Here is a 17516-nt window from a genome sequence, read left to right on the forward strand (position 1 = left end):
GCCGTAGCGGCGCCGGTCGGGTCGTGCTGGCTGTGCGGTGTCGGCCACTGCGATCCTGTTCTGTCGGCGTGGTGGGCGGCGACGCGGCCGCGGGCCGTGCCGTCGCCGCTGAGCATGATGCCGCAGAACGGCATGCCCGGCCAGGGCCGGCAGAGGAGTGGACAACGTTGTCAGGAATGGGTGAGACTTGCCGCTCATGGACCAGGACCTTCTCGCCGCCCTCGACATCGGCGGCACCAAGATCGCGGGCGCGCTGGTGGACGGCGGCGGCCGGGTACTGCTGCGGGCCAGGCGGCCGACCCCGGCCCGGGAGCCGGGCGGCGCCGTGATGGGCGCGGTGGCCGAGGTGCTCGGCGAACTGCGGGCCGCGCCCCAGTGGCCGCGGGTGGCGGCCGTGGGCGTCGGCAGCGCCGGGCCGGTGGACGCCGGGCGGGGCACGGTGAGCCCGGTCAACATTCCCGGCTGGCGGGACTATCCCCTGGTCGCCGGGGTGCGCGAGCGGGTGGGGGACCTGCCTGTGACCCTGGTCGGGGACGGGGTGGCGATCACCGCCGCCGAACACTGGCAGGGCGCGGCGCGCGGCCGGGACAACGTCCTGTGCATGGTCGTCTCCACCGGCGTGGGCGGGGGGCTGGTCCTGGGCGGCCGGCTGCACCCCGGGCCGACCGGCAACGCCGGCCATATCGGCCACATCAGCGTGGAGCTCGACGGCGAGCCGTGCCCGTGCGGGGCGCGTGGCTGTGTGGAGGGCCTCGCCAGCGGGCCCAACATCGCGCGCCGGGCCCTGGCGGACGGCTGGCGGCCGGGGCCGGACGGCGCGGCGGGCGCCGCCGCGGTGGCCGCCGCCGCCCGGGCGGGAGACCCGGTGGCCACCGCCTCCTTCGAGCGCGCCGCGCGGGCGCTGGCGGCCTCGATCGCCGCGACCGCGGCCCTGGTCGAGATCGACCTCGCGGTGATCGGCGGGGGAGTCGCCCAGGCGGGGGAGGTGCTGTTCGCGCCGCTGCGGCGGACGCTGAAGGAGTACGCCACGCTCTCCTTCGTCCGGCGCCTGGAGGTCGTACCGGCCGGGACGGGCACGGACGCCGGGCTGGTCGGGGCCGCGGCGGCCTGCCGGGAGGCGCTGGGCCGCCCCGTGTGAGGGGGCGGCACCCGTCCTCACCGGCGTCCGCCGCGCGTTTCCGGAACGGTGCCGAGCGGGCAAGTGAACCGGGACGACGGAGGAGGGGGACCGTGATCGTCTGGTTGAACGGCGCCTGTGGCGCCGGCAAGACCGCTGTGGCCCGCGAGCTGGCCGAGCTGCTCCCGGGGGGCGTCCTGTTCGACCCCGGGCGGATCGCCGGCGAACTGCGCGCGATCCTGCCGCGCAAGCGGCTGGAGGAGGTGGGCGACCACCAGGAGCTGCCCGTCTGGCGGCGGCTGGTGGTGGAGACGGCCGCCGCCCTCCACGACGAGGTGGGCGGCACCCTGGTGGCTCCGATGACACTGCTGCGGCAGGAGTACCGCGACGAGATCTTCGGCGGGCTGGCGGCCCGCCGCGTCCCGGTGTGCCATGTGCTGCTGCACACCGGCGAAACGATCCTGCGAAGACCCGCCGCCCCGTCCGGGGGCGGTACGGCGCCCGCCGGTGCCTCCCGGGACCGGTCGGCGGAGTACCGGCGGGCGCTGTCCTGGCTCCGGGAGGACGCGTACACCGTCGACACCTCGGCGCTGACGCCCCGGCAGACCGCCGAACGGGTCGCCCGGGCGGTGCTCGCCGGAGCCGGCGCCTGCGACATCGTCCAGACCCCGGCGCCGACCGCGCAGACCGTGGCGGCCGGGGTCCTGCTCTTCGACGAACGGGGCCGGGTGCTGCTGGTCGATCCGACCTACAAACCCGGCTGGGAGTTCCCCGGCGGTGTCGTCGAGCCCGGCGAACCGCCCGCCCGGGCCGGGATGCGCGAGGTGGCGGAGGAGCTGGGGCTGCGGCTGGACACCGAGCCGCGGCTGCTGGTCGTCGACTGGGAGCCGCCGGTGCCGCCGGGCCACGGCGGCCTGCGCCTCCTCTTCGACGGCGGGGTGCTGACCGGGAGCGCGGCCCGCGGCATGCTGCTGCCCGGCGCGGAACTGCGCGGCTGGCGCTTCGTCACCGAGCGGGAGGCGGCCGGACTGCTGCCCCCGGTGCGCCGGAACCGGCTGCACTGGGCGCTGCGGGCCAGGGAACGGGGCACCGCCCTCAACCTGGAGGCGGGTGTCCCGGTCGGGGAGTGAGGCCGTTCACCGGGGCGTCCGCCGGCCGTGGGGTCCGGTCCGGGAGCCGCGGCCCCCGGACCGGGACCGGCTCAGCCGCGTCCGGCCTCGGCGTACCCGCGCAGGAACAGCGCCTCGGCGACCGACAGCCGCCGCAGCTCCTCGGGGCAGACGCTCTCGTTGGGGGCGTGGATCTGCGCCTCCGGCTCGCTCAGCCCGATCAGCAGGATCTCCGCCTCCGGGTAGAGCGCCGCCAGGGTGCCGCACAGCGGGATCGAGCCGCCCATGCCGGCGATCCGCATCCCGGCGCCGTCGTACGCCTCGCGCAGCGCCTCGGCCATCACGGTGTACGCCGGTCCGGTGGTGTCCGCGCGGAACGGCTGCCCCTGACCCACCTGCTCCACCCGCACCCGGGCGCCCCAGGGGACATGGGCCTCCAGATGGGCGGTGAGCAGCGCGGTGGCCTCGTCGGGGGAGACGCCCGGCGGGATCCGCAGGTTGACCAGCGCCCGCGCGCTCGCCTGCACCGACGGGGTGGCGCCGACCACCGGCGGGCAGTCGATGCCGAGCACGGTGACGGAGGGCCGGGCCCAGACGCGGTCGGCGACGGTGCCCGAGCCGGTCAGCTCCACCCCGTCGAGCACCCTGGCGTCCGCGCGGAAGTCCTCCTCGGGGTACTCCAGCCCGTCCCAGGAGGCGTCCGCGGCCAGCCCGTCGACGGTGGTCGAACCGTCCTCGGCGCGCAGCGAGTCCAGGGTGCGGATCAGCGCCGCCAGCGCGTCCGGGGCGGCGCCGCCGAACTGTCCGGAGTGCAGGTTGCCCGCCAGGGTGTCCACCCGCACCGTCACCATGGTCATGCCGCGCAGCGCCGCGGTGACGGTGGGCACCCCGCGGCGGAAGTTGCCGCTGTCGCCGATGACGACGCAGTCGGCGGCCAGCAGCTCCGGGTGCTCCTCGGCGTAGCGCTCCAGACCGCCGGTGCCCTGCTCCTCCGAGCCCTCGACGATCACCTTGACGCCGACCGGGACCCCGCCGTTGGCCTTCAGCGCGCGCAGTGCGAGCAGATGCATGACGAAGCCGCCCTTGCAGTCCGCGGTACCGCGCCCGTACCAGCGTCCCCGCCGCTCGGTCAGGACGAACGGCGGGGACAGCCAGGCCTCCTCGTCCAGCGGCGGCTGCACGTCGTAGTGGGCGTAGAGCAGCACGGTCGGCGCGCCGGCCGGGCCGGGCAGATGCCCGTACACGGAGCGCGTGCCGTCCGGGGTGTCGAGCAGGGCCACGTCCGTGAACCCCTCGGAGCGCAGCGCGTCCGCCACCCAGCGGGCCGCCGCATCGCACTCCTCGGGCGGGTACTGCGCCGGATCGGCCACCGACCTGAAGGCCACCAGCTCGGTGAGCTCGGTGCGGGCCAGTGGCATCAGCGAGGCGACGGTGGCCGCCACGCCGGACGCGTCGGTACCGGGCCGGGCGGAGGGGACAGCGGCGTCCTGCGCCATGGGAACGCTCCTTCGGGGTGTCGCGTTGTGTGCCTGGGAGACGGGATCACCGGCCGTGCGGGCGGGAGGTTCGGGAATACCCGCCGCCGATACTCCCACAGCGGGCCGGCAGGTCCGCGGCACTAGGATGCGGCGGTAACCGGAAGCGGTCGAGCGGGAGCGGTAACACACGTGAGCAGCCAGAACGCCGAGGGCGCGGGCGGGCGGAACGACGGGCGGGACGACGGCCGGGAACCGGTGTGGGACGTCGTCGTGGTGGGGGCGGGGCCGGCCGGCGCCTCGGCGGCGTACGCCGCGGCCGTCACCGGACGGCGGGTCCTGTTGCTGGAGAAGGCCCGGCTGCCGAGGTACAAGACCTGCGGCGGCGGCATCATCGGCCCCTCCCGGGACGCCCTGCCGCCCGGCTTCGAGCTTCCGCTGCGCGACCGGGTGCACGCGGTGACCTTCTCGCTGGACGGCCGGTTCGCCCGTACCCGCCGTTCCCGGACCATGCTGTTCGGTCTGGTCAACCGGCCCGACTTCGACCAGGCGCTGGTGGACGCCGCGCGGAAGGCGGGCGCGGAGCTGTGGGAGGGGGTCACGGTCAGCCGGGTGGAGCAGCACGGCCCGGCCGTCCCCGACCGGCGCACCGTCGCGGTGGTGCTCGCCGACGGCCGGACGGTGCTGGCCCGCGCCGTGGTCGGCGCGGACGGCAGCGCCAGCCGGATAGGGGCCCATGTCGGGGTGAAGGTCGACCAGGTGGATCTCGGCCTGGAGGCCGAGATCCCGGTGCCGCCGGAGGTGGCGGAGGACTGGGCGGGCCGCGTCCTCATCGACTGGGGACCGCTGCCGGGCAGCTACGGCTGGGTGTTCCCCAAGGGGGACACCCTCACGGTCGGGGTGATCTCCGCCCGTGGCGAGGGCGCCGCGACCAAGCGCTATCTGGAGGACTTCATCGCCCGGCTCGGGCTGGCGGGTTTCGAGCCGGAGATCTCCTCGGGCCACCTCACCCGCTGCCGCTCGGCGGACTCCCCGCTGACCCGCGGCCGTGTGCTGGTCTGCGGTGACGCCGCAGGCCTGCTGGAGCCGTGGACGCGTGAGGGCATCTCCTTCGCCCTGCGCTCCGGACGGCTGGCGGGGGAGTGGGCGGTGCGGATCGCCGAGGCGCACGACGCGGTGGACGCCCGCCGCCAGGCCCTCAACTACGCCTTCGCCGTCAAGTCGGGCCTGGGCGTGGAGATGGGGGTCGGCGGCAGGCTGCACGCGGTCTTCGCCAGGCGTCCCGGGACGCTGCACGCGGTCCTCACCGGCTTCCGCCCCGCCTGGAACGCCTTCGCGAAGGTCACCCGGGGGACGACCACCCTCGGCGAACTCGTCCGCACCCACCCCCTCGCCCGGCGCGCCCTGGACGCGATGGACCGCTGAGCGGCCCCGGCCGCGGGGTGCCGGGCACGGCCTCCTCGACCCGCTGCCGCCGCTCCCCGGCCGGGACGACCTGTCGGCCGCACCGCTCACCGGCGCCTGCGGCGTGCGGGCGGATCGCCCGCGGACCGCCGGCGGGCGATCCGCCGGGCCGTACGCCTGTGGGCCCGGCCCGCCCGGAGCGCGCGCCGCCCCACGGCACACCCGTGCCCGGCCGCTCCGTGCCGCGGGGCACCGCCGACCCCGTCCCCGGAGCGCCCTCGTCCTGACCGCCGTCAGCCGCCGCCCGGGCCCGAGTCGTCCGGCCTGATCGGCTCCGGGGTCTTCGGCCACGCCGTCACCCGGCCGGCCGACGGGTGCGCCGCCCCGGGGCCCCCGGGGAAGGACTGGGCCGCCGGGCGCGCCGCCGTCCCGCCGCGGACGTGCCCGGCCCCTGCCCCGGAAGCCCGCTCCGGGCTCAGGAGGCCAGGGCCGAGGCGGGCAGCAGCGAAGGATCCTGGCGCAGGATCCGGGTGTGCAGCTCGCGCAGCGCCGGGCCGGGCTCCGAGCCCATCTCCTCCGCGATCCGCTCCCGTGCCTCCTCGTACGCCAGCAGCGCCTCCGAGGGCCTGCCGCTGCGGTACAGGGCCAGCATCAGCAGGCCCACCAGCCGTTCCCGCAGGGGGTGTTCGGCCACCTGCCGGGCCAGCTCGGGGAGGCACTCGTGGTACCGGCCCAGCTCCAGGTCGCCCTCCAGCCGGGTCTCCAGCACCATCAGCCGCTTCTCCGCCCAGCGGCGCCGCTCACCGGCCAGATAGGGACCGGTGAGGCCCTCGGCGAACTCGCCCCGCCACAGCTCCTCCGCCTCCTTCGCCAGCGCGCCCGCCCGGCGCAGGTCCCCCGACTCGCGGGCCGCCAGCGCCGCGCGCAGCAGCGTCCGCCGCTCCGCCAGGTCGTCGATCGCCGCGTTCTCCAGGCGGTAGCCGCTGCCGGTCCACACCAGTTCCGGGGCCGGTGCGCCGCCGTCCGCGGCCGCGAAGGCCCGGCGCAGACCGGAGATGTACTTCTGCGCCAGGTTCCGCACGTGCGACGGCGGTTCACCGCCCCAGACCGCGCTCACCAGCGCGTCGTACGGCATCGGCCGTCCTTCCTGGAGCAGCAGGACGGCGAGCACCGCCCGCTGCCGGGGCGGTCCCAGTGGTATCTCGGTCCCGTCCCGCAAGGCTCGCAGCGGACCGAGCAGTTCGAATCGCAGACCCTCAGCCATGTGCCCTCCCTCGCCGCCCTATGAGGGTACGGCCTGGAAGCCGTTCCAGTGGATCTTCCGGCGGACCGCGGGAGCGCGACCGCACTGACACCACGTACGGGAGGGGACACCCCGGCGGTTCACGGACGCGCCCGGCACCCGGGAACGGTGAAGCCGTCCGCGGTGCCCGGCCGGGCGTCCGCCGGGCGGGCGGGCCGCGGACCTCAGTCGTCCCACCGGACGGCGGCGGCGGTGCGCCACAGCGCGGCGAGTTCCGCGTCCCCTTCGACGGTCACCTCCCCGGCACCCGCCCCGCCGCCGTGCGGCCACCGGTTCCACAGGGTCAGGTAGAGGGCCTCGGCCGGTCCGCCGATCACGCAGTCCGCCGCGGTGCCGTCCTCCCGGCTCACCCGCGGCGGCTCCTGGGACAGGCGCAGGGTCCACGGCGCGGCTCCGGGGGTCGTCACCCGCAGTACCCGGGGCGGGACGTGGCGCAGCCGGCTCTTGGGGCGGCTGTGGAAGCCGGTCAGCAGTTCGTCGATCCCGTCGGCGGCGAAGGCCGGATCGATCCGGCCGGGGGCCGGGTCCGAGGCCAGTTCGGCGTCCACGCGGTGGACCGTCGTCTCGTGGGCCTGGCGCCGTGCCCAGAAGGCGCGCGGGGTGGGCGAGCCGGGCAGGAAGGTCCAGCACTCCAGGTCGGCGGGCGCCTCCCGAAGGATTCTCAGCAGCCGCCGGTGGCCCTCGGTGAACCAGTCCGGCAGCCGGTCGTCGGGCACGTCCTCCCGCGGCGCCGGGACGCCTGCCGGGTGCCGCCCGGCGACGACGGTGCCCGCCCAGCGGTGGACCGTGCCCTGATGGGCCACCAGGTCCCGCACCCGCCAGCCGGGGCAGGTGGGGACTTCGGCGTCCCACCCCGCCCGCAGCGCCGCGGTGAGCAGCGACTCGCCTTCCGCTTCCAGGGTTTCGAGGTGACGGTCGATCTCCACGGGCAGCAGTGTGACAGCGCGCGGTTTCGGCGGGCGGACCGGCCGACTTTGTTCGAAGGCGACACAAAGCAAGAATGGGAGCGTGACCCCGACGCGTACGACAAGGCTGGAGAGAGGCCGCAGCGCCCTCGGTCCGGCGCTGGAACTGGTGCACACCGGGCGGGCGCCCACCCGCGCGGTGCTCACCGCGGAGCTCGGTGTGACCCGGGCGACCGCGGGGGCCGTGGCCGCCGAACTGGAGACGCTCGGGCTGATCACCGTCGACTCCCGGCCCGCCGCCGCATCCGGTTCCCAGGGCCGTCCCTCCCACCGGCTGGCGGTCGATCCCGAGGGGCCCGTCGTCCTGGCCGCCCAGGTGCACGCCGACGGTTTCCGGGCCGCCCTGGTCGGTCTCGGCGGCCGGATCGTCGCCACCGCGCCCGGCGCCGTGACGGTGGAGGCCGATCCGGCCCAGGTGCTCACCGAGGTGGTGGGGGCCGGGGCCCGGCTGCTGCGCGAGACCGGGCGGCGCTGTCTGGGGGCCGGTCTGGCGGTGCCCTCCGCGGTCGCCGAGCCCGAGGGCACCGCCCTCAACCCGCTGCACCTGGCCTGGCCCCCGGGCGCGCCCGTCCGGGAGATCTTCGCGCGCTGCCTGGCCGACGCCGGTGTCCCCGGCCCGTCGGGGAAGGTGCCCGCCACCGGCCACACCGCCAACGACATCAACCTCGTCGCCCTCGGCGAACACCGCCACGGCGCCGGGCGGGGCGCCCGCGACCTGCTGTGCGTGGCCACCGGGCACCGCGGGGTGGGCGGTGCGCTGGTCCTCGACGGCCGCCTGCACACCGGCAGCGCGGGCCTGGCCCTGGAGGTCGGCCATCTGACCGTGGACCCGGACGGCCGGGCCTGCCACTGCGGCGGCCGGGGCTGTCTGGACGTGGAGACCGATCCGCTGGCCTTCCTGGAGGCCGCCGGACGCGAGCCGGGCCCGGAGACCGGGCTGCTGCGGCGGGCCATGGAGCTGCTCCGCACGGAGTACGCCACCGACCCGGCCGTACGCGACGCCGCCCGGCTGCTCATCGACCGGCTCGGCCTGGGCCTGGCCGGGCTGGTCAACATCCTCAACCCGGACCGGATCATCCTCGGCGGACTGCACCGGGCCCTGCTGGAGGCGGACCCGGAGCGGCTGCACGCGGTCATCGCGGAGCGCAGCCTGTGGGGACGCAGCGGCAGCGTGCCGGTGCTGGCCTGCGAGCTGGAGCACAGCAGCCTGGTGGGCGCCGCCGAACTGGCCTGGCAGCCGGTCCTGGACGACCCGGCGGCGGCGCTGTCAGGATGAGCCGGTGGACACCGCGCGGCACCTACCGTCGACACCGCCCGTGCCGCCCGTCCGGGTGCGCCCGGGCCGGGACGGCGACCTCCCCCTGCTGCAGGAGGTCGAACGGGCCGCGGGCCGCTGCTTCCGCGAACTGGGCATGGACGCCGTGGCCGACGACGAGCCCCCGTCCCTGGGCACACTGCGCGAGTACGCGGCGGACGGACGGCTTTGGGTCGCGGCCGACCCGGTGGACCCCCGCGACCGCCCCGTGGCCTATCTGCTGGCCGATCCGGTGGACGGCAACACCCATGTGGAGCAGGTGTCCGTGCACCCCGGCAGCGCCCGGCGCGGCATCGGCCGGGCGCTGATCGACCATCTCGCGCGGCAGGCGGCGGCCCGCGGCGAGGGCGCGCTGACCCTGACCACCTTCGCCGAGGTGCCGTGGAACGCCCCGTACTACGAGCGCTGCGGTTTCCGCCGGCTGGCGCACGCCGAACTCACTCCCGGGCTGCGGGCGATCCGCAGCCGGGAGGCCGCCCACGGCCTGGACCAGTGGCCGAGGGTGTGCATGCGACGGGACCTGTGAGCGCCCGGGGGCCGGGAGCGGGGGCGTCAGGGCTGCGGTACCGGGACGGGAGCCGCGGCGGGCGGCGGGGTCGCGGGGGCGGAGACCCGGCCGCGCGGCAGCGGCTCCGGCCGGGGCAGGGGCTCCGGCGCGGGCAGCGGTGCGGGCGGCGGCAGCGGCTCCTGGCGCTGCGCCCCGTCCGGCGCCCCCGCTTCCGGACCCTCCGGTGCCGCGGCCCGGTCCGGCACCGGCAGGGTGAACCACACCACCTTGCCGGTGCCGTCGCGCTGGGTCCGCATGCCCCAGCTGTCGCTGACCGCCGCCACCAGGGCCAGCCCGCGCCCGTGGGTGACGAGCACGCCCGAGGGGTGCATGGGCGGCATGTTCGGATCATGGTCGCGTACGGAGACGGTCACCCGGCCGGGGCGCAGCGCGATCTCCACGGTGCAGTGCCGGTCCGGGGCCACATGCCGGTGGACGTTGGCCAGCAGCTCGGTGACACCGAGGGCGGCCGGACGGACGAGGCCGTCCAGTTTCCAGTAGCGCAGCTGGGCGGAAACGATTCTGCGGACCTGGCCGGTCCGCGTGGGCAGGGCCTGGAACTCCACCGTCCACTGCCGAGCGGACGTGCTGGAATGGCTGATCACGACTGCGGCTCCCTGATGGCGGTTGAGGGTCCGGACGACGGAGAGCGCGTACGGAGAGCGCGTCAAGCGTGCTGACGGCCGCTGTGACACAGCATCAGCGTGATTCACGTCACAAAAGCGTGCAAGTCGGGCGTTTCTCAAGGAGTGAAGCGCCCGCGCCGACTACTGGCCGGCCGGCCGGTGGACCGGTCGGCCGGCGGCGGCCCGCCGCTCCGCCGCGGCCTGCGGGCCGCGGCCGGCGCGGGACCGGCGCAGCGCGGCCACCAGGGCGTCGCGCATCTGCCCTTTCAGCCGCAGCGCGTACCGGTTGCCGTTGAGCGTCGCCATCGCCAGGTCGGCGGTGGCGTACCATGGCCCGCTGACCCGCACCTGCTCCACCGGCGCGCTGTCGATCTCCCGGCCGTAGCTGGTCAGCAGCACCAGCCGGCCGTCGCGGACGACGACCTGCCCGGCCCGGGTGAGCGAACGCAGCCACCGCGCGATCCGTACACCGGTGGCACTGAACTCGGGTTCCGCCACGGCGCACCGCCTCCCCTCTCGTCACCGCCGGCCCGCGGTCGCGCGGACCGTCCTCGGCGCCACCCCCACCGGGTGCCCCTGCCCAGAAAGTCTGCACGCCTCCCCGCCCGCGCGCCAGAGCGCGCGGACAGTCCTCCGCGGGGTCTCCGGGCGGTGTCCGCCGGGACACCGCGGGGGCGGTCCCGGCAGGCGCCCCGTGCGCACCTCCGGCCGGTCCTCCCCCGGAACTCCCGGGACTCCCGTAGCCCGCTCCGGCCCCCCGGGACTCAGAGCTCCCCCTGCGCCTCCCGGTCCCCCCGGTCCGTGCCCGCCACCACCAGTTCCGGCAGCTGCTCACGGATCTCCGCGCGGACGGCCTCCGGCATCCCGCCGTCGGTCACCAGGGTGTCCACCTCCGCCAGTGAGGCGAACGAACTCAGCCCCACCGTCCCCCACTTGGTGTGGTCCGCGACCACCACCACCCGGCGCGCGGAGCGCACCAGCCGGCGGTTGGTCTCGGCCTCGGCCAGATTGGGCGTGGACAGCCCCGCCCGGGTGGATATCCCGTGCACCCCCAGGAACAGCACGTCGAAGTGGAGGGACCGGATCGCCGCGTCCGCCACCGGCCCCACCAGGGAGTCGGACGGGGTGCGCACACCGCCGGTGAGCACCACGGTCGCCGCGCCCGCGGGGACGCCGTGCGGGCTGCCGTCCGCCCGCTGCGCGGCGTGGAAGACGTCCGCGACCCGCAGCGAGTTGGTCACCACCGTCAGCTCCGGGACGTCCAGCAGATGCTGGGCCAGCGCGTACGTCGTCGTCCCGCCCGACAGCGCGATGGCACCGCCCGGGGCCACCATCGACGCCGCCGTCCGCGCGATGTCCTTCTTGGCGCCCAGCTCCAGCGCCGACTTCGCCTCGAAACCCGGTTCGTGGGTGCTCGCCCCCGACACCGGCACCGCGCCGCCGTGCACCTTCTCCAGCACACCCTGCCGCGCCAGCGCGTCCAGGTCCCGGCGCACCGTCATGTCGGAGACGTTCAGCCTGCGGGTCAGTTCGTTGACCCGCACCCCGCCGCGGCGCCTGACCTCTTCCAGGATGAGCGCACGACGCTGCTCCGCCAGGAGGTTGTGGTTGTCGCTCACCTGCTGGACCGTCCTCTCTCGTCTGCGGGCGTCGTCCGGGGCGCGTCGTCCGGGGCAGTCGTACGGGCAACTGTTCGGCCCCATCCTTCCACGGCGCCCGGGCGTCTCCGAGGCACGATTGTGACGCCCGGATCCACCCGTCGGGCTGCGGAGGGACGGTCGCGGCCACCATTCTGGAACCGGCGGCACACCCGGCGCACACGGCACACACCTGGGGGCAGCGTGGCGGAGAACCGGCCGGGACCACCGGCCAGCACACCCGGTACACCCGGCGCACCGGCGCTGGAACTCCTCGTGCACGGCGTCGGAGGCGCCACACCGCAGGAGATGCTCGGCGATCCGCGCACCGTGCGGATCGCCGGCGACGACACGGCGGGCATCCACCGCCGCGCCGACGACGCGGACGCCGAGAACCGCCGCCCGGAGCGCCGCGGCCCGCACCCGGGCGGCGCCGGGGACGACGCCGCCCGGCCGGTCCCCGAGGCGTACTGCTGGTCCAACCTCACCTCCGGCAACAGCGCTCGCGCCCTGTGGCTGCTCCTGCTGCCGTTCATGGTCGCCAACATCGCCCACTGGATGCGGCCCGCCGCCCCCGCCCGCCACCCGGCCCAGCGGCTCTACGACGTCCTGGTCCGCCTGGTGGCCCTCTCCCTGACCGTGCTGCTCACCGCGGCCGCCTGCGAGGTGGCACTCGACCTGGTGGCCTGGCAGTGCGCCGCCGCCGAGCGCTGCGCGGCCGGCAAGCCCTGGCTCGGGCCGCTCACCGGGGGCTGGTGGGCGCAGCCCGGCCGCCGGCTCGTCCTCGCCGCGGCGGCGCCCGTCGCGCTCACCGCGCTGCTGTGGTGGCTGTCGCACCGCACCTGGAGCGCCTACGAGTCCGCCTCGCCGCCCCCGCGCCCGCCGGGCCCCGCCCGGCCGCTGCCCGGCGGCGAGCGGCCCGCGCTGTCCCTGCCCGGCTTCTGGTACGGCCGCCGGCTGGTGTCCCGGCTGCGCGCCGCCCACACCGCCGCCGGACTGCTGACGGTGGCCGCCGCCCTGCTGGTCCCCGCGCTCGGACACGACCGGCGGCCCGGCGGGGGAGGGGTGCCGGCCGTCTGGGGCTGGACACTGGCCGCCGCGGTCGCGGCGGGCTGGGCGGCGGTCGTGGTGGTCGTGGTGCGCAGGGGCCGCACCGAGGCGGAACCGGACGAACGGACCGACCGGTGGGCGTCGAAGGTGCTCCCGGGCGCCGCACTGGGTGTGCTGGCACTGGTCGCCGGGTACGCCGCCTGGTCCCGCCCGGAGTGGTCTGCCGCGGCCCGGCTGCCCGGCACCGGGGTGTTCGCGTGGCTCATGCTGCTGCAGGGCGTGCTGGTGGCCGCGCTGGCCGCGACCGCGTACGTACTGCACCGGGCCACGCCGCCGGAGGGCTGCGCGGGGCGGTGCGCCATGGGCGGACTCGGCGGCGCCGCGGCCGCCTTACTCGCCTGCGGTCTGGGCGGGGTGCTGACCGGCGGGACCGCCCAGCGGATCGCGGACTGGCTGGACCGGGGCGGCACCCCGGGGGTGGCCGGCGGCGCCGTCGCCGGGCCGCCGGTGCTGCTGAGCTGGCAGGCCGCGGTGATCCCCGTCCTGCTGCTGGTCGTGGTGGTCTTCGCGGGGTACGCCGCGGCGCGGACGTGGCGGACCTGTCGCCGGATCGCCCCGGGCATCGCCGGCTCCTACGAGGGGGAGCCGCGCGAATCGGCCTCCCGCAGCAGACGGATCGCCCGCGCCGTCGCGCTCGCCCGGCTGACCGACTCCGCACCCGCCCTGGCCGCCGCCGTCACCGCCGCCACACTGCTGCTGGGAACGGTCGCACTGGCGGGCGCCGCGCTCACCGGGACCCCGCCCGGACCGGCCGCGGACACCTGGCCCGGTCCGCTGCCCGCGCTCGCCGACACCGTCCAGGCACTCGGCTCCTGGCTGATGGGCGCCATGGTGGTGCTGCTGGTGGCGATGGGCCGCCGCGCCTACCGCGACGCCGCCGCCCGCCGCACCGTCGGCATCCTGTGGGACGTGGGCACCTTCTGGCCGCGCGCCGCGCACCCCTTCGCGCCGCCCTGCTACGCCGAGCGCGCGGTGCCGGACCTGACCTGGCGGATGTGCGCCTGGACCGAGCTCACCGGCGGCCGGCTGGTCATCTCCGGGCACTCCCAGGGCAGTGTGCTGGCCGCCGCGGCCGTCTGGCAGCTCGACCCGGCCACCCGCGGCCGGGTCGCGCTGCTCACCTACGGCTCCCCGCTGGAGCGGCTCTACGGGCGCTGGTTCCCGGCCTGCTTCGGCCCCGGCCCGCTGAACGCGCTGGCGAGGGAGGTGGACTGCTGGCGGAACCTGTGGCGGCTCACCGACCCGATCGGCGGCCCGGTGCTGGCCGGCGGGGACGGCGCCCCGCCGGTCGACCGCGGCCCGCTGAAGGACCCGCTGCACTACGGCCGCACCATGGAGCATCCGCTGCCCGCGCCGATCCTGGGACACGGCGACTACCAGGCCGATCCCGTCTTCGACACCGAGCGGGCGGCGCTGCTGGACCGGCTGGCCGGGGAGGGCAGGAGACTCGCCGTCCCCGGACAGGCCGGGGCGCTCGTACCGCGGCCCGGATCCTGAGGGCCGGCCACCGGGACCGGGCGGGGAGTCCCGGGGCCGGGCCCGGGGCCGCGCGGTCAGTGCGCCGGGGGGCCCGGCAGATCCTCCGGGTGCAGCAGGGTCAGGTCGTCGGTGTCCGGGTCGGCCAGCTGGGCGACCCGGCCCGCGTGCCGCTCGACCATCGCCTCGAAGGTCTGCCGCGCGGTGCGGCCGTTGCCGAACGAGGGCCCCTTGGGAAGCTCGGTGAAGTACTTCAGCAGCGACTCGGCCGTACCCGGGGCGAGCCGGTACTCCTGCTCCTCCGCCTGCTGCTCGACGATCCGCAGCAGCTCCCCGGGCGCGTAGTCGCCGAAGGTGATGGTCCGTGAGAAGCGCGAGGCCACACCGGGATTGACGTCCAGGAAGCGCCGCATCTCCACGGTGTACCCCGCGGCGATGACGACCACCTCGTCGCGGTGGTCCTCCATCAGCTTCACCAGGGTGTCGATCGCCTCCCGGCCGAAGTCCCGCCCGGAGTCCTCCGGGGAGAGGGCGTACGCCTCGTCGATGAACAGCACGCCGCCGCGGGCCCGGTCGAACGCCTCCTGGGTGCGGATCGCCGTCGAACCGATGTGCTCGCCGACCAGGTCCACCCGGGACACCTCCACCAGATGACCGCGCTCCAGCACGCCCAGCGAGTGGAGGATCTCCCCGTAGAGCCGGGCGACCGTGGTCTTGCCGGTGCCGGGGGAGCCGGTGAACACCAGATGCCTGCGCACCGAGGCGGCCTTGAGCCCGGCCTCGCGGCGCCTGCGACCCACCTCGATCATGTCGGTGAGGGCCCGCACCTCCCGTTTGACGCTCTCCAGCCCCACCAGCGCGTCGAGTTCGCCCAGCACCTCCTTCGCCGGCCGCGCGGGCTTCCCGGCGGCCTCCCCGGCACCGGCGTCCGGGCCGGAGGAAGTGCCGGACGGGACGGCGGGCGGAGCGGCCGACTGCTGGGGTATGCCGCCGAGCAGGCCGGTGTTCCGGACGACGGGGGCGGGTTCGGGAACGGCCGGCGCGGCGCTCTCGTCGCTGGTGCAGTCCTCGACGACGGCTCCCTCGTCGGCGAACTCGTAACCGCCGCGCGCACAGCGCTCGGTGCGGCAGCGGCGCAGCGTGGCCCGGCAGCCGTCGATCACGTGGAAGCCGTACCCCCGGGAATTGGTCACCCGGCAGCCGGTGAAGGTGCCCCGGCCCTCGGCGGAGACGTAGAAGCCCGCCTCGGCCGGCCCGGTCACGGTGCACTGCTCGACCTGGGGGTCGGCGCCCTTGGTGACGATCACGCCCGTCCCCGCGTCGTCGATCGTGCAGCTCGCCAGCGTTCCGCCGCTGCCGTGGTCGCGGAACCAGGCGCCGGTCGCGGCCTGGCGGATGCGGCAGTCGTCCAGCTCCACCGTCCCGCCGTCGCTCACCGACACCGCGGTGTTGCGCACCTGCGCCAGATCGCTGTCCAGGACGTCGGCCCGCGACCCCCGGTCCAGGACGAACAACGCGTCCGGCACGTCCTGCACCCGGCAGGAGTCCAGCACCGCCGAGGCGCCGTCGCTGACCCACACCGCCGGGTAGTCGCCGGTGCTCTCCCTGATCTCGCACCGGTTGGCGTCCACCCGGGTGCCCGGGTCCCACACCGACAGGCCGTTGCGGCCGAAGCGGCGCACCGTGGAGCGGGTCAGCGTCAGCACCGAGCGGGAGCGCAGGTCGACCGCGTTCTCCGGGATGTCGTGGATCTCGCAGTCGGCGAGGGTGAGTACGGCGTCGGTGTCGAGGGTGACGCCGTCGGCGGAGGTGCGGTGCACCCGGCAGTCGGTGAGGTGCCCCGAGGCGCGGGAGGCGACCCGCACCCCGGCCCCCTTGATCTCGTACAGCTCGCAGCCGACGGCCTCCACCGTGCTGCCCTCCCCGGCCAGCGACAGCCCGGCGCCCGAGGCGTGGTGGACCCGGCAGCGCTCCAGCCGGGGGGAGGCGCCGTCGTGCACCGCGATCCCGGACTGTCCGGCCGCGACGATCTCGCACTCCTCGAACAGCCCGCCCGCGCCGCCGCCGACGCTGATGCCCAACCCCGCCGGGTTGTCCACGGTGCAGCGGCGCAGGGTCGGCCGGGCACCGGCACGCACCTCGACACCGGCGGCCGAGCGCGTCACCACCCGCAGCCCGGACAGCTCCGCGACGCAGTCCTCGACCAGCACCGCGGGCGCCGCCGCGTCCTGCCCCTCGATCTGCAGGTCCTTCACGACCGCGGTGGCGCGCACGGTCAGGGCCACCCCGTCGGCCGGGGCGATCCGCACCGAGCCGCCGGCCGCGCGCTCGGGGCCGCGCAGGGTGACGGCGCGTTCGATCACCAGGTTCTCGCGGTAGGTGCCGGGGGAGACGGTCAGTACGTCACCGTCGCCCGCGGCCTGCAGGGCGGCGGAGAGGGAGGCGTAGTCGCCCGTGCGGCGCCGCCACCGCGATGTGCCGGTGTACGTCACCTGGACCGAGCCCTCTGTCATGAACAGCCTTGCCCCAAACCTCGTGCGAACGTCGATCGTGCTGCCGTCTGCCGGATGCACCACCGTAGCGTGTACCGGACCGATGGGATGACCGGTCCGCCCTCCTGCCGGATCCCGGGCGGCCCGGTGCGGCATCCGCCGGGAGAGGGCTCAGCCGGCGTGGCCGGCGCACCCCCGGCCGGGATCGGTGCGGGCCCACTCCTCGTCCCAGCGGGCGAGGCGCCGGGCCCGCAGCCGCCGCAGCGCCAGCCGCCGCAGGAGCTCCACCGCTCCGGCCGCGGCGCCGCCCGCGCCGATCCCGGCGAGGACGGTGTGCGTGGCGACGGCGGTCGGGTCCATGGGGCCCGTGGTGGGCCGGCCCCGGGAGTCGATCCAGATGCGCAGCCGTTCCCCGGGCCCGGCCGCCCGGTCGGCGGTGACCGTGCCCGCGTGGGCGCGGCCGTCGGGCGCCGTCCAGGTGACGGCCACCGGGTGCCCGGCCTCCGGTCCGTCGCCGGGGACCGGCCGCGCGACGGACGGGTCCACCGTCGCCCATACCTGCAGCCGCTCCCGGTGTTGCTCGCGCGCGGTCTCGGCCAGCGCCTCGTGCGCGGCCCGGCCGCCCCACCCGGCGGCGGCCGGTACGGCCAGGACGATCAGCAGCACGGCGGCCAGCGCCAGCCTGCCCTCGGCCCGGCCGACGCCCCGGTGCAGCGGGCCGCGCCGCCGGCGCCACAGCCCGGTGATCGCCCGCACGGGCCCCACCCCCCCCTTGTCTCCTGCCGTCCGCGCCCGTCCGCGCCCGTCCGCACCCGTCCGCACGGGAACGCGCGGTGGCGGGTGGGTGGCCGGGGGAGAGCGCCGCCGCGGGGCCGGGTACGCACCCGCGGGTCCGGTTCCCTCCGCAGGTCCGAGGGTAGCGGCCCCCGGCCGCTCCACG

Annotated in this window: 14 protein-coding genes; 6 read left to right on the forward strand and 8 right to left on the reverse strand. The window is 76.5% G+C overall.

Annotation, left to right across the window (positions count from 1 at the left end; all coding sequences use genetic code 11):
- The first annotated feature begins 196 nt into the window (after nucleotides 1-196).
- Both V1L54_RS15380 and V1L54_RS15385 read left to right on the forward strand, forming a co-directional pair.
- Nucleotides 197-1138, forward strand: a complete 942-nt coding sequence (locus tag V1L54_RS15380) for an ROK family protein (RefSeq protein ID WP_330118551.1) — start codon at nucleotides 197-199, stop codon at nucleotides 1136-1138.
- Between the two features lie 92 nt (nucleotides 1139-1230).
- Nucleotides 1231-2247, forward strand: a complete 1017-nt coding sequence (locus V1L54_RS15385) for an NUDIX hydrolase (protein ID WP_330118552.1) — start codon at nucleotides 1231-1233, stop codon at nucleotides 2245-2247.
- A 71-nt stretch (nucleotides 2248-2318) separates the two neighbouring features.
- Here V1L54_RS15385 and V1L54_RS15390 read toward each other — a convergent pair whose 3' ends face one another.
- Nucleotides 2319-3722, reverse strand: a complete 1404-nt coding sequence (locus V1L54_RS15390) for a dipeptidase (RefSeq protein ID WP_330118553.1) — start codon at nucleotides 3720-3722, stop codon at nucleotides 2319-2321.
- A 171-nt stretch (nucleotides 3723-3893) separates the two neighbouring features.
- On the opposite strand from V1L54_RS15390, the gene V1L54_RS15395 reads away from it, so the two are divergent.
- Nucleotides 3894-5126: a geranylgeranyl reductase family protein gene (locus V1L54_RS15395; RefSeq protein WP_443076639.1), complete on the forward strand. Its 1233-nt coding sequence runs from the start codon at nucleotides 3894-3896 to the stop codon at nucleotides 5124-5126.
- 454 nt (nucleotides 5127-5580) lie between these two features.
- Here the strand turns inward: V1L54_RS15395 and V1L54_RS15400 are convergent, their stop codons facing one another.
- Together V1L54_RS15400 and V1L54_RS15405 are read right to left on the reverse strand one after the other, a co-directional pair.
- Complete coding sequence (locus V1L54_RS15400; RefSeq protein WP_330118554.1) at nucleotides 5581-6369, reverse strand: AfsR/SARP family transcriptional regulator; 789 nt, start codon at nucleotides 6367-6369, stop codon at nucleotides 5581-5583.
- 203 nt (nucleotides 6370-6572) lie between these two features.
- Nucleotides 6573-7334, reverse strand: coding sequence for a maleylpyruvate isomerase family mycothiol-dependent enzyme (locus V1L54_RS15405; RefSeq protein ID WP_330118555.1), 762 nt, complete (start codon nucleotides 7332-7334; stop codon nucleotides 6573-6575).
- An 82-nt stretch (nucleotides 7335-7416) separates the two neighbouring features.
- On the opposite strand from V1L54_RS15405, the gene V1L54_RS15410 reads away from it, so the two are divergent.
- Complete coding sequence (locus tag V1L54_RS15410) at nucleotides 7417-8649, forward strand: ROK family protein (protein ID WP_330118556.1); 1233 nt, start codon at nucleotides 7417-7419, stop codon at nucleotides 8647-8649.
- A 4-nt stretch (nucleotides 8650-8653) separates the two neighbouring features.
- Nucleotides 8654-9214, forward strand: coding sequence for a GNAT family N-acetyltransferase (locus V1L54_RS15415; RefSeq protein ID WP_330118557.1), 561 nt, complete (start codon nucleotides 8654-8656; stop codon nucleotides 9212-9214).
- A 26-nt stretch (nucleotides 9215-9240) separates the two neighbouring features.
- Here V1L54_RS15415 and V1L54_RS15420 read toward each other — a convergent pair whose 3' ends face one another.
- The 3 genes from V1L54_RS15420 to V1L54_RS15430 form a co-directional block, all read right to left on the reverse strand.
- Nucleotides 9241-9840, reverse strand: coding sequence for an ATP-binding protein (locus V1L54_RS15420; RefSeq protein WP_330118558.1), 600 nt, complete (start codon nucleotides 9838-9840; stop codon nucleotides 9241-9243).
- A 162-nt stretch (nucleotides 9841-10002) separates the two neighbouring features.
- Nucleotides 10003-10359, reverse strand: coding sequence for a hypothetical protein (locus tag V1L54_RS15425; protein WP_330118559.1), 357 nt, complete (start codon nucleotides 10357-10359; stop codon nucleotides 10003-10005).
- Nucleotides 10360-10625: 266 nt separating this feature from the next.
- A complete protein-coding gene (locus V1L54_RS15430) occupies nucleotides 10626-11480 on the reverse strand; it encodes a DeoR/GlpR family DNA-binding transcription regulator (protein WP_330118560.1) in 855 nt (284 codons plus the stop codon).
- Nucleotides 11481-11807: 327 nt separating this feature from the next.
- Between V1L54_RS15430 and V1L54_RS15435 the strand changes: the two genes are divergently transcribed.
- Entirely contained in the window at nucleotides 11808-14105 is a 2298-nt protein-coding gene (locus V1L54_RS15435; protein WP_330118636.1) for a hypothetical protein, read from the forward strand.
- Between the two features lie 56 nt (nucleotides 14106-14161).
- On the opposite strand, the gene V1L54_RS15440 is transcribed toward V1L54_RS15435, so the two are convergent.
- Both V1L54_RS15440 and V1L54_RS15445 read right to left on the reverse strand, forming a co-directional pair.
- Nucleotides 14162-16597, reverse strand: a complete 2436-nt coding sequence (locus V1L54_RS15440; RefSeq protein ID WP_330118561.1) for a right-handed parallel beta-helix repeat-containing protein — start codon at nucleotides 16595-16597, stop codon at nucleotides 14162-14164.
- A gap of 150 nt (nucleotides 16598-16747) precedes the next feature.
- Nucleotides 16748-17332 carry an Rv1733c family protein gene (locus V1L54_RS15445; protein WP_330118562.1) on the reverse strand — a complete coding sequence of 195 codons (585 nt, stop codon included), beginning with the start codon at nucleotides 17330-17332 and terminating at the stop codon, nucleotides 16748-16750.
- Nucleotides 17333-17516: the final 184 nt, after the last annotated feature.

Origin of the sequence: Streptomyces rubellus (assembly GCF_036323805.1) — a bacterium.
Taxonomy (GTDB): Bacteria; Actinomycetota; Actinomycetes; order Streptomycetales; family Streptomycetaceae; genus Streptomyces.

Excerpts from the sequence above, each read along its gene's own strand:
- V1L54_RS15380 (WP_330118551.1), top strand. The coding sequence starts at position 197 with ATGGACCAGGACCTTCTCGCCGCCCTCGACATCGGCGGCACCAAGATC.
- V1L54_RS15390 (WP_330118553.1), bottom strand. The coding sequence starts at position 3,722 with ATGGCGCAGGACGCCGCTGTCCCCTCCGCCCGGCCCGGTACCGACGCG.
- V1L54_RS15400 (WP_330118554.1), bottom strand. The coding sequence starts at position 6,369 with ATGGCTGAGGGTCTGCGATTCGAACTGCTCGGTCCGCTGCGAGCCTTG.
- V1L54_RS15435 (WP_330118636.1), top strand. The coding sequence starts at position 11,808 with ATGCTCGGCGATCCGCGCACCGTGCGGATCGCCGGCGACGACACGGCG.
- V1L54_RS15440 (WP_330118561.1), bottom strand. The coding sequence starts at position 16,597 with ATGACAGAGGGCTCGGTCCAGGTGACGTACACCGGCACATCGCGGTGG.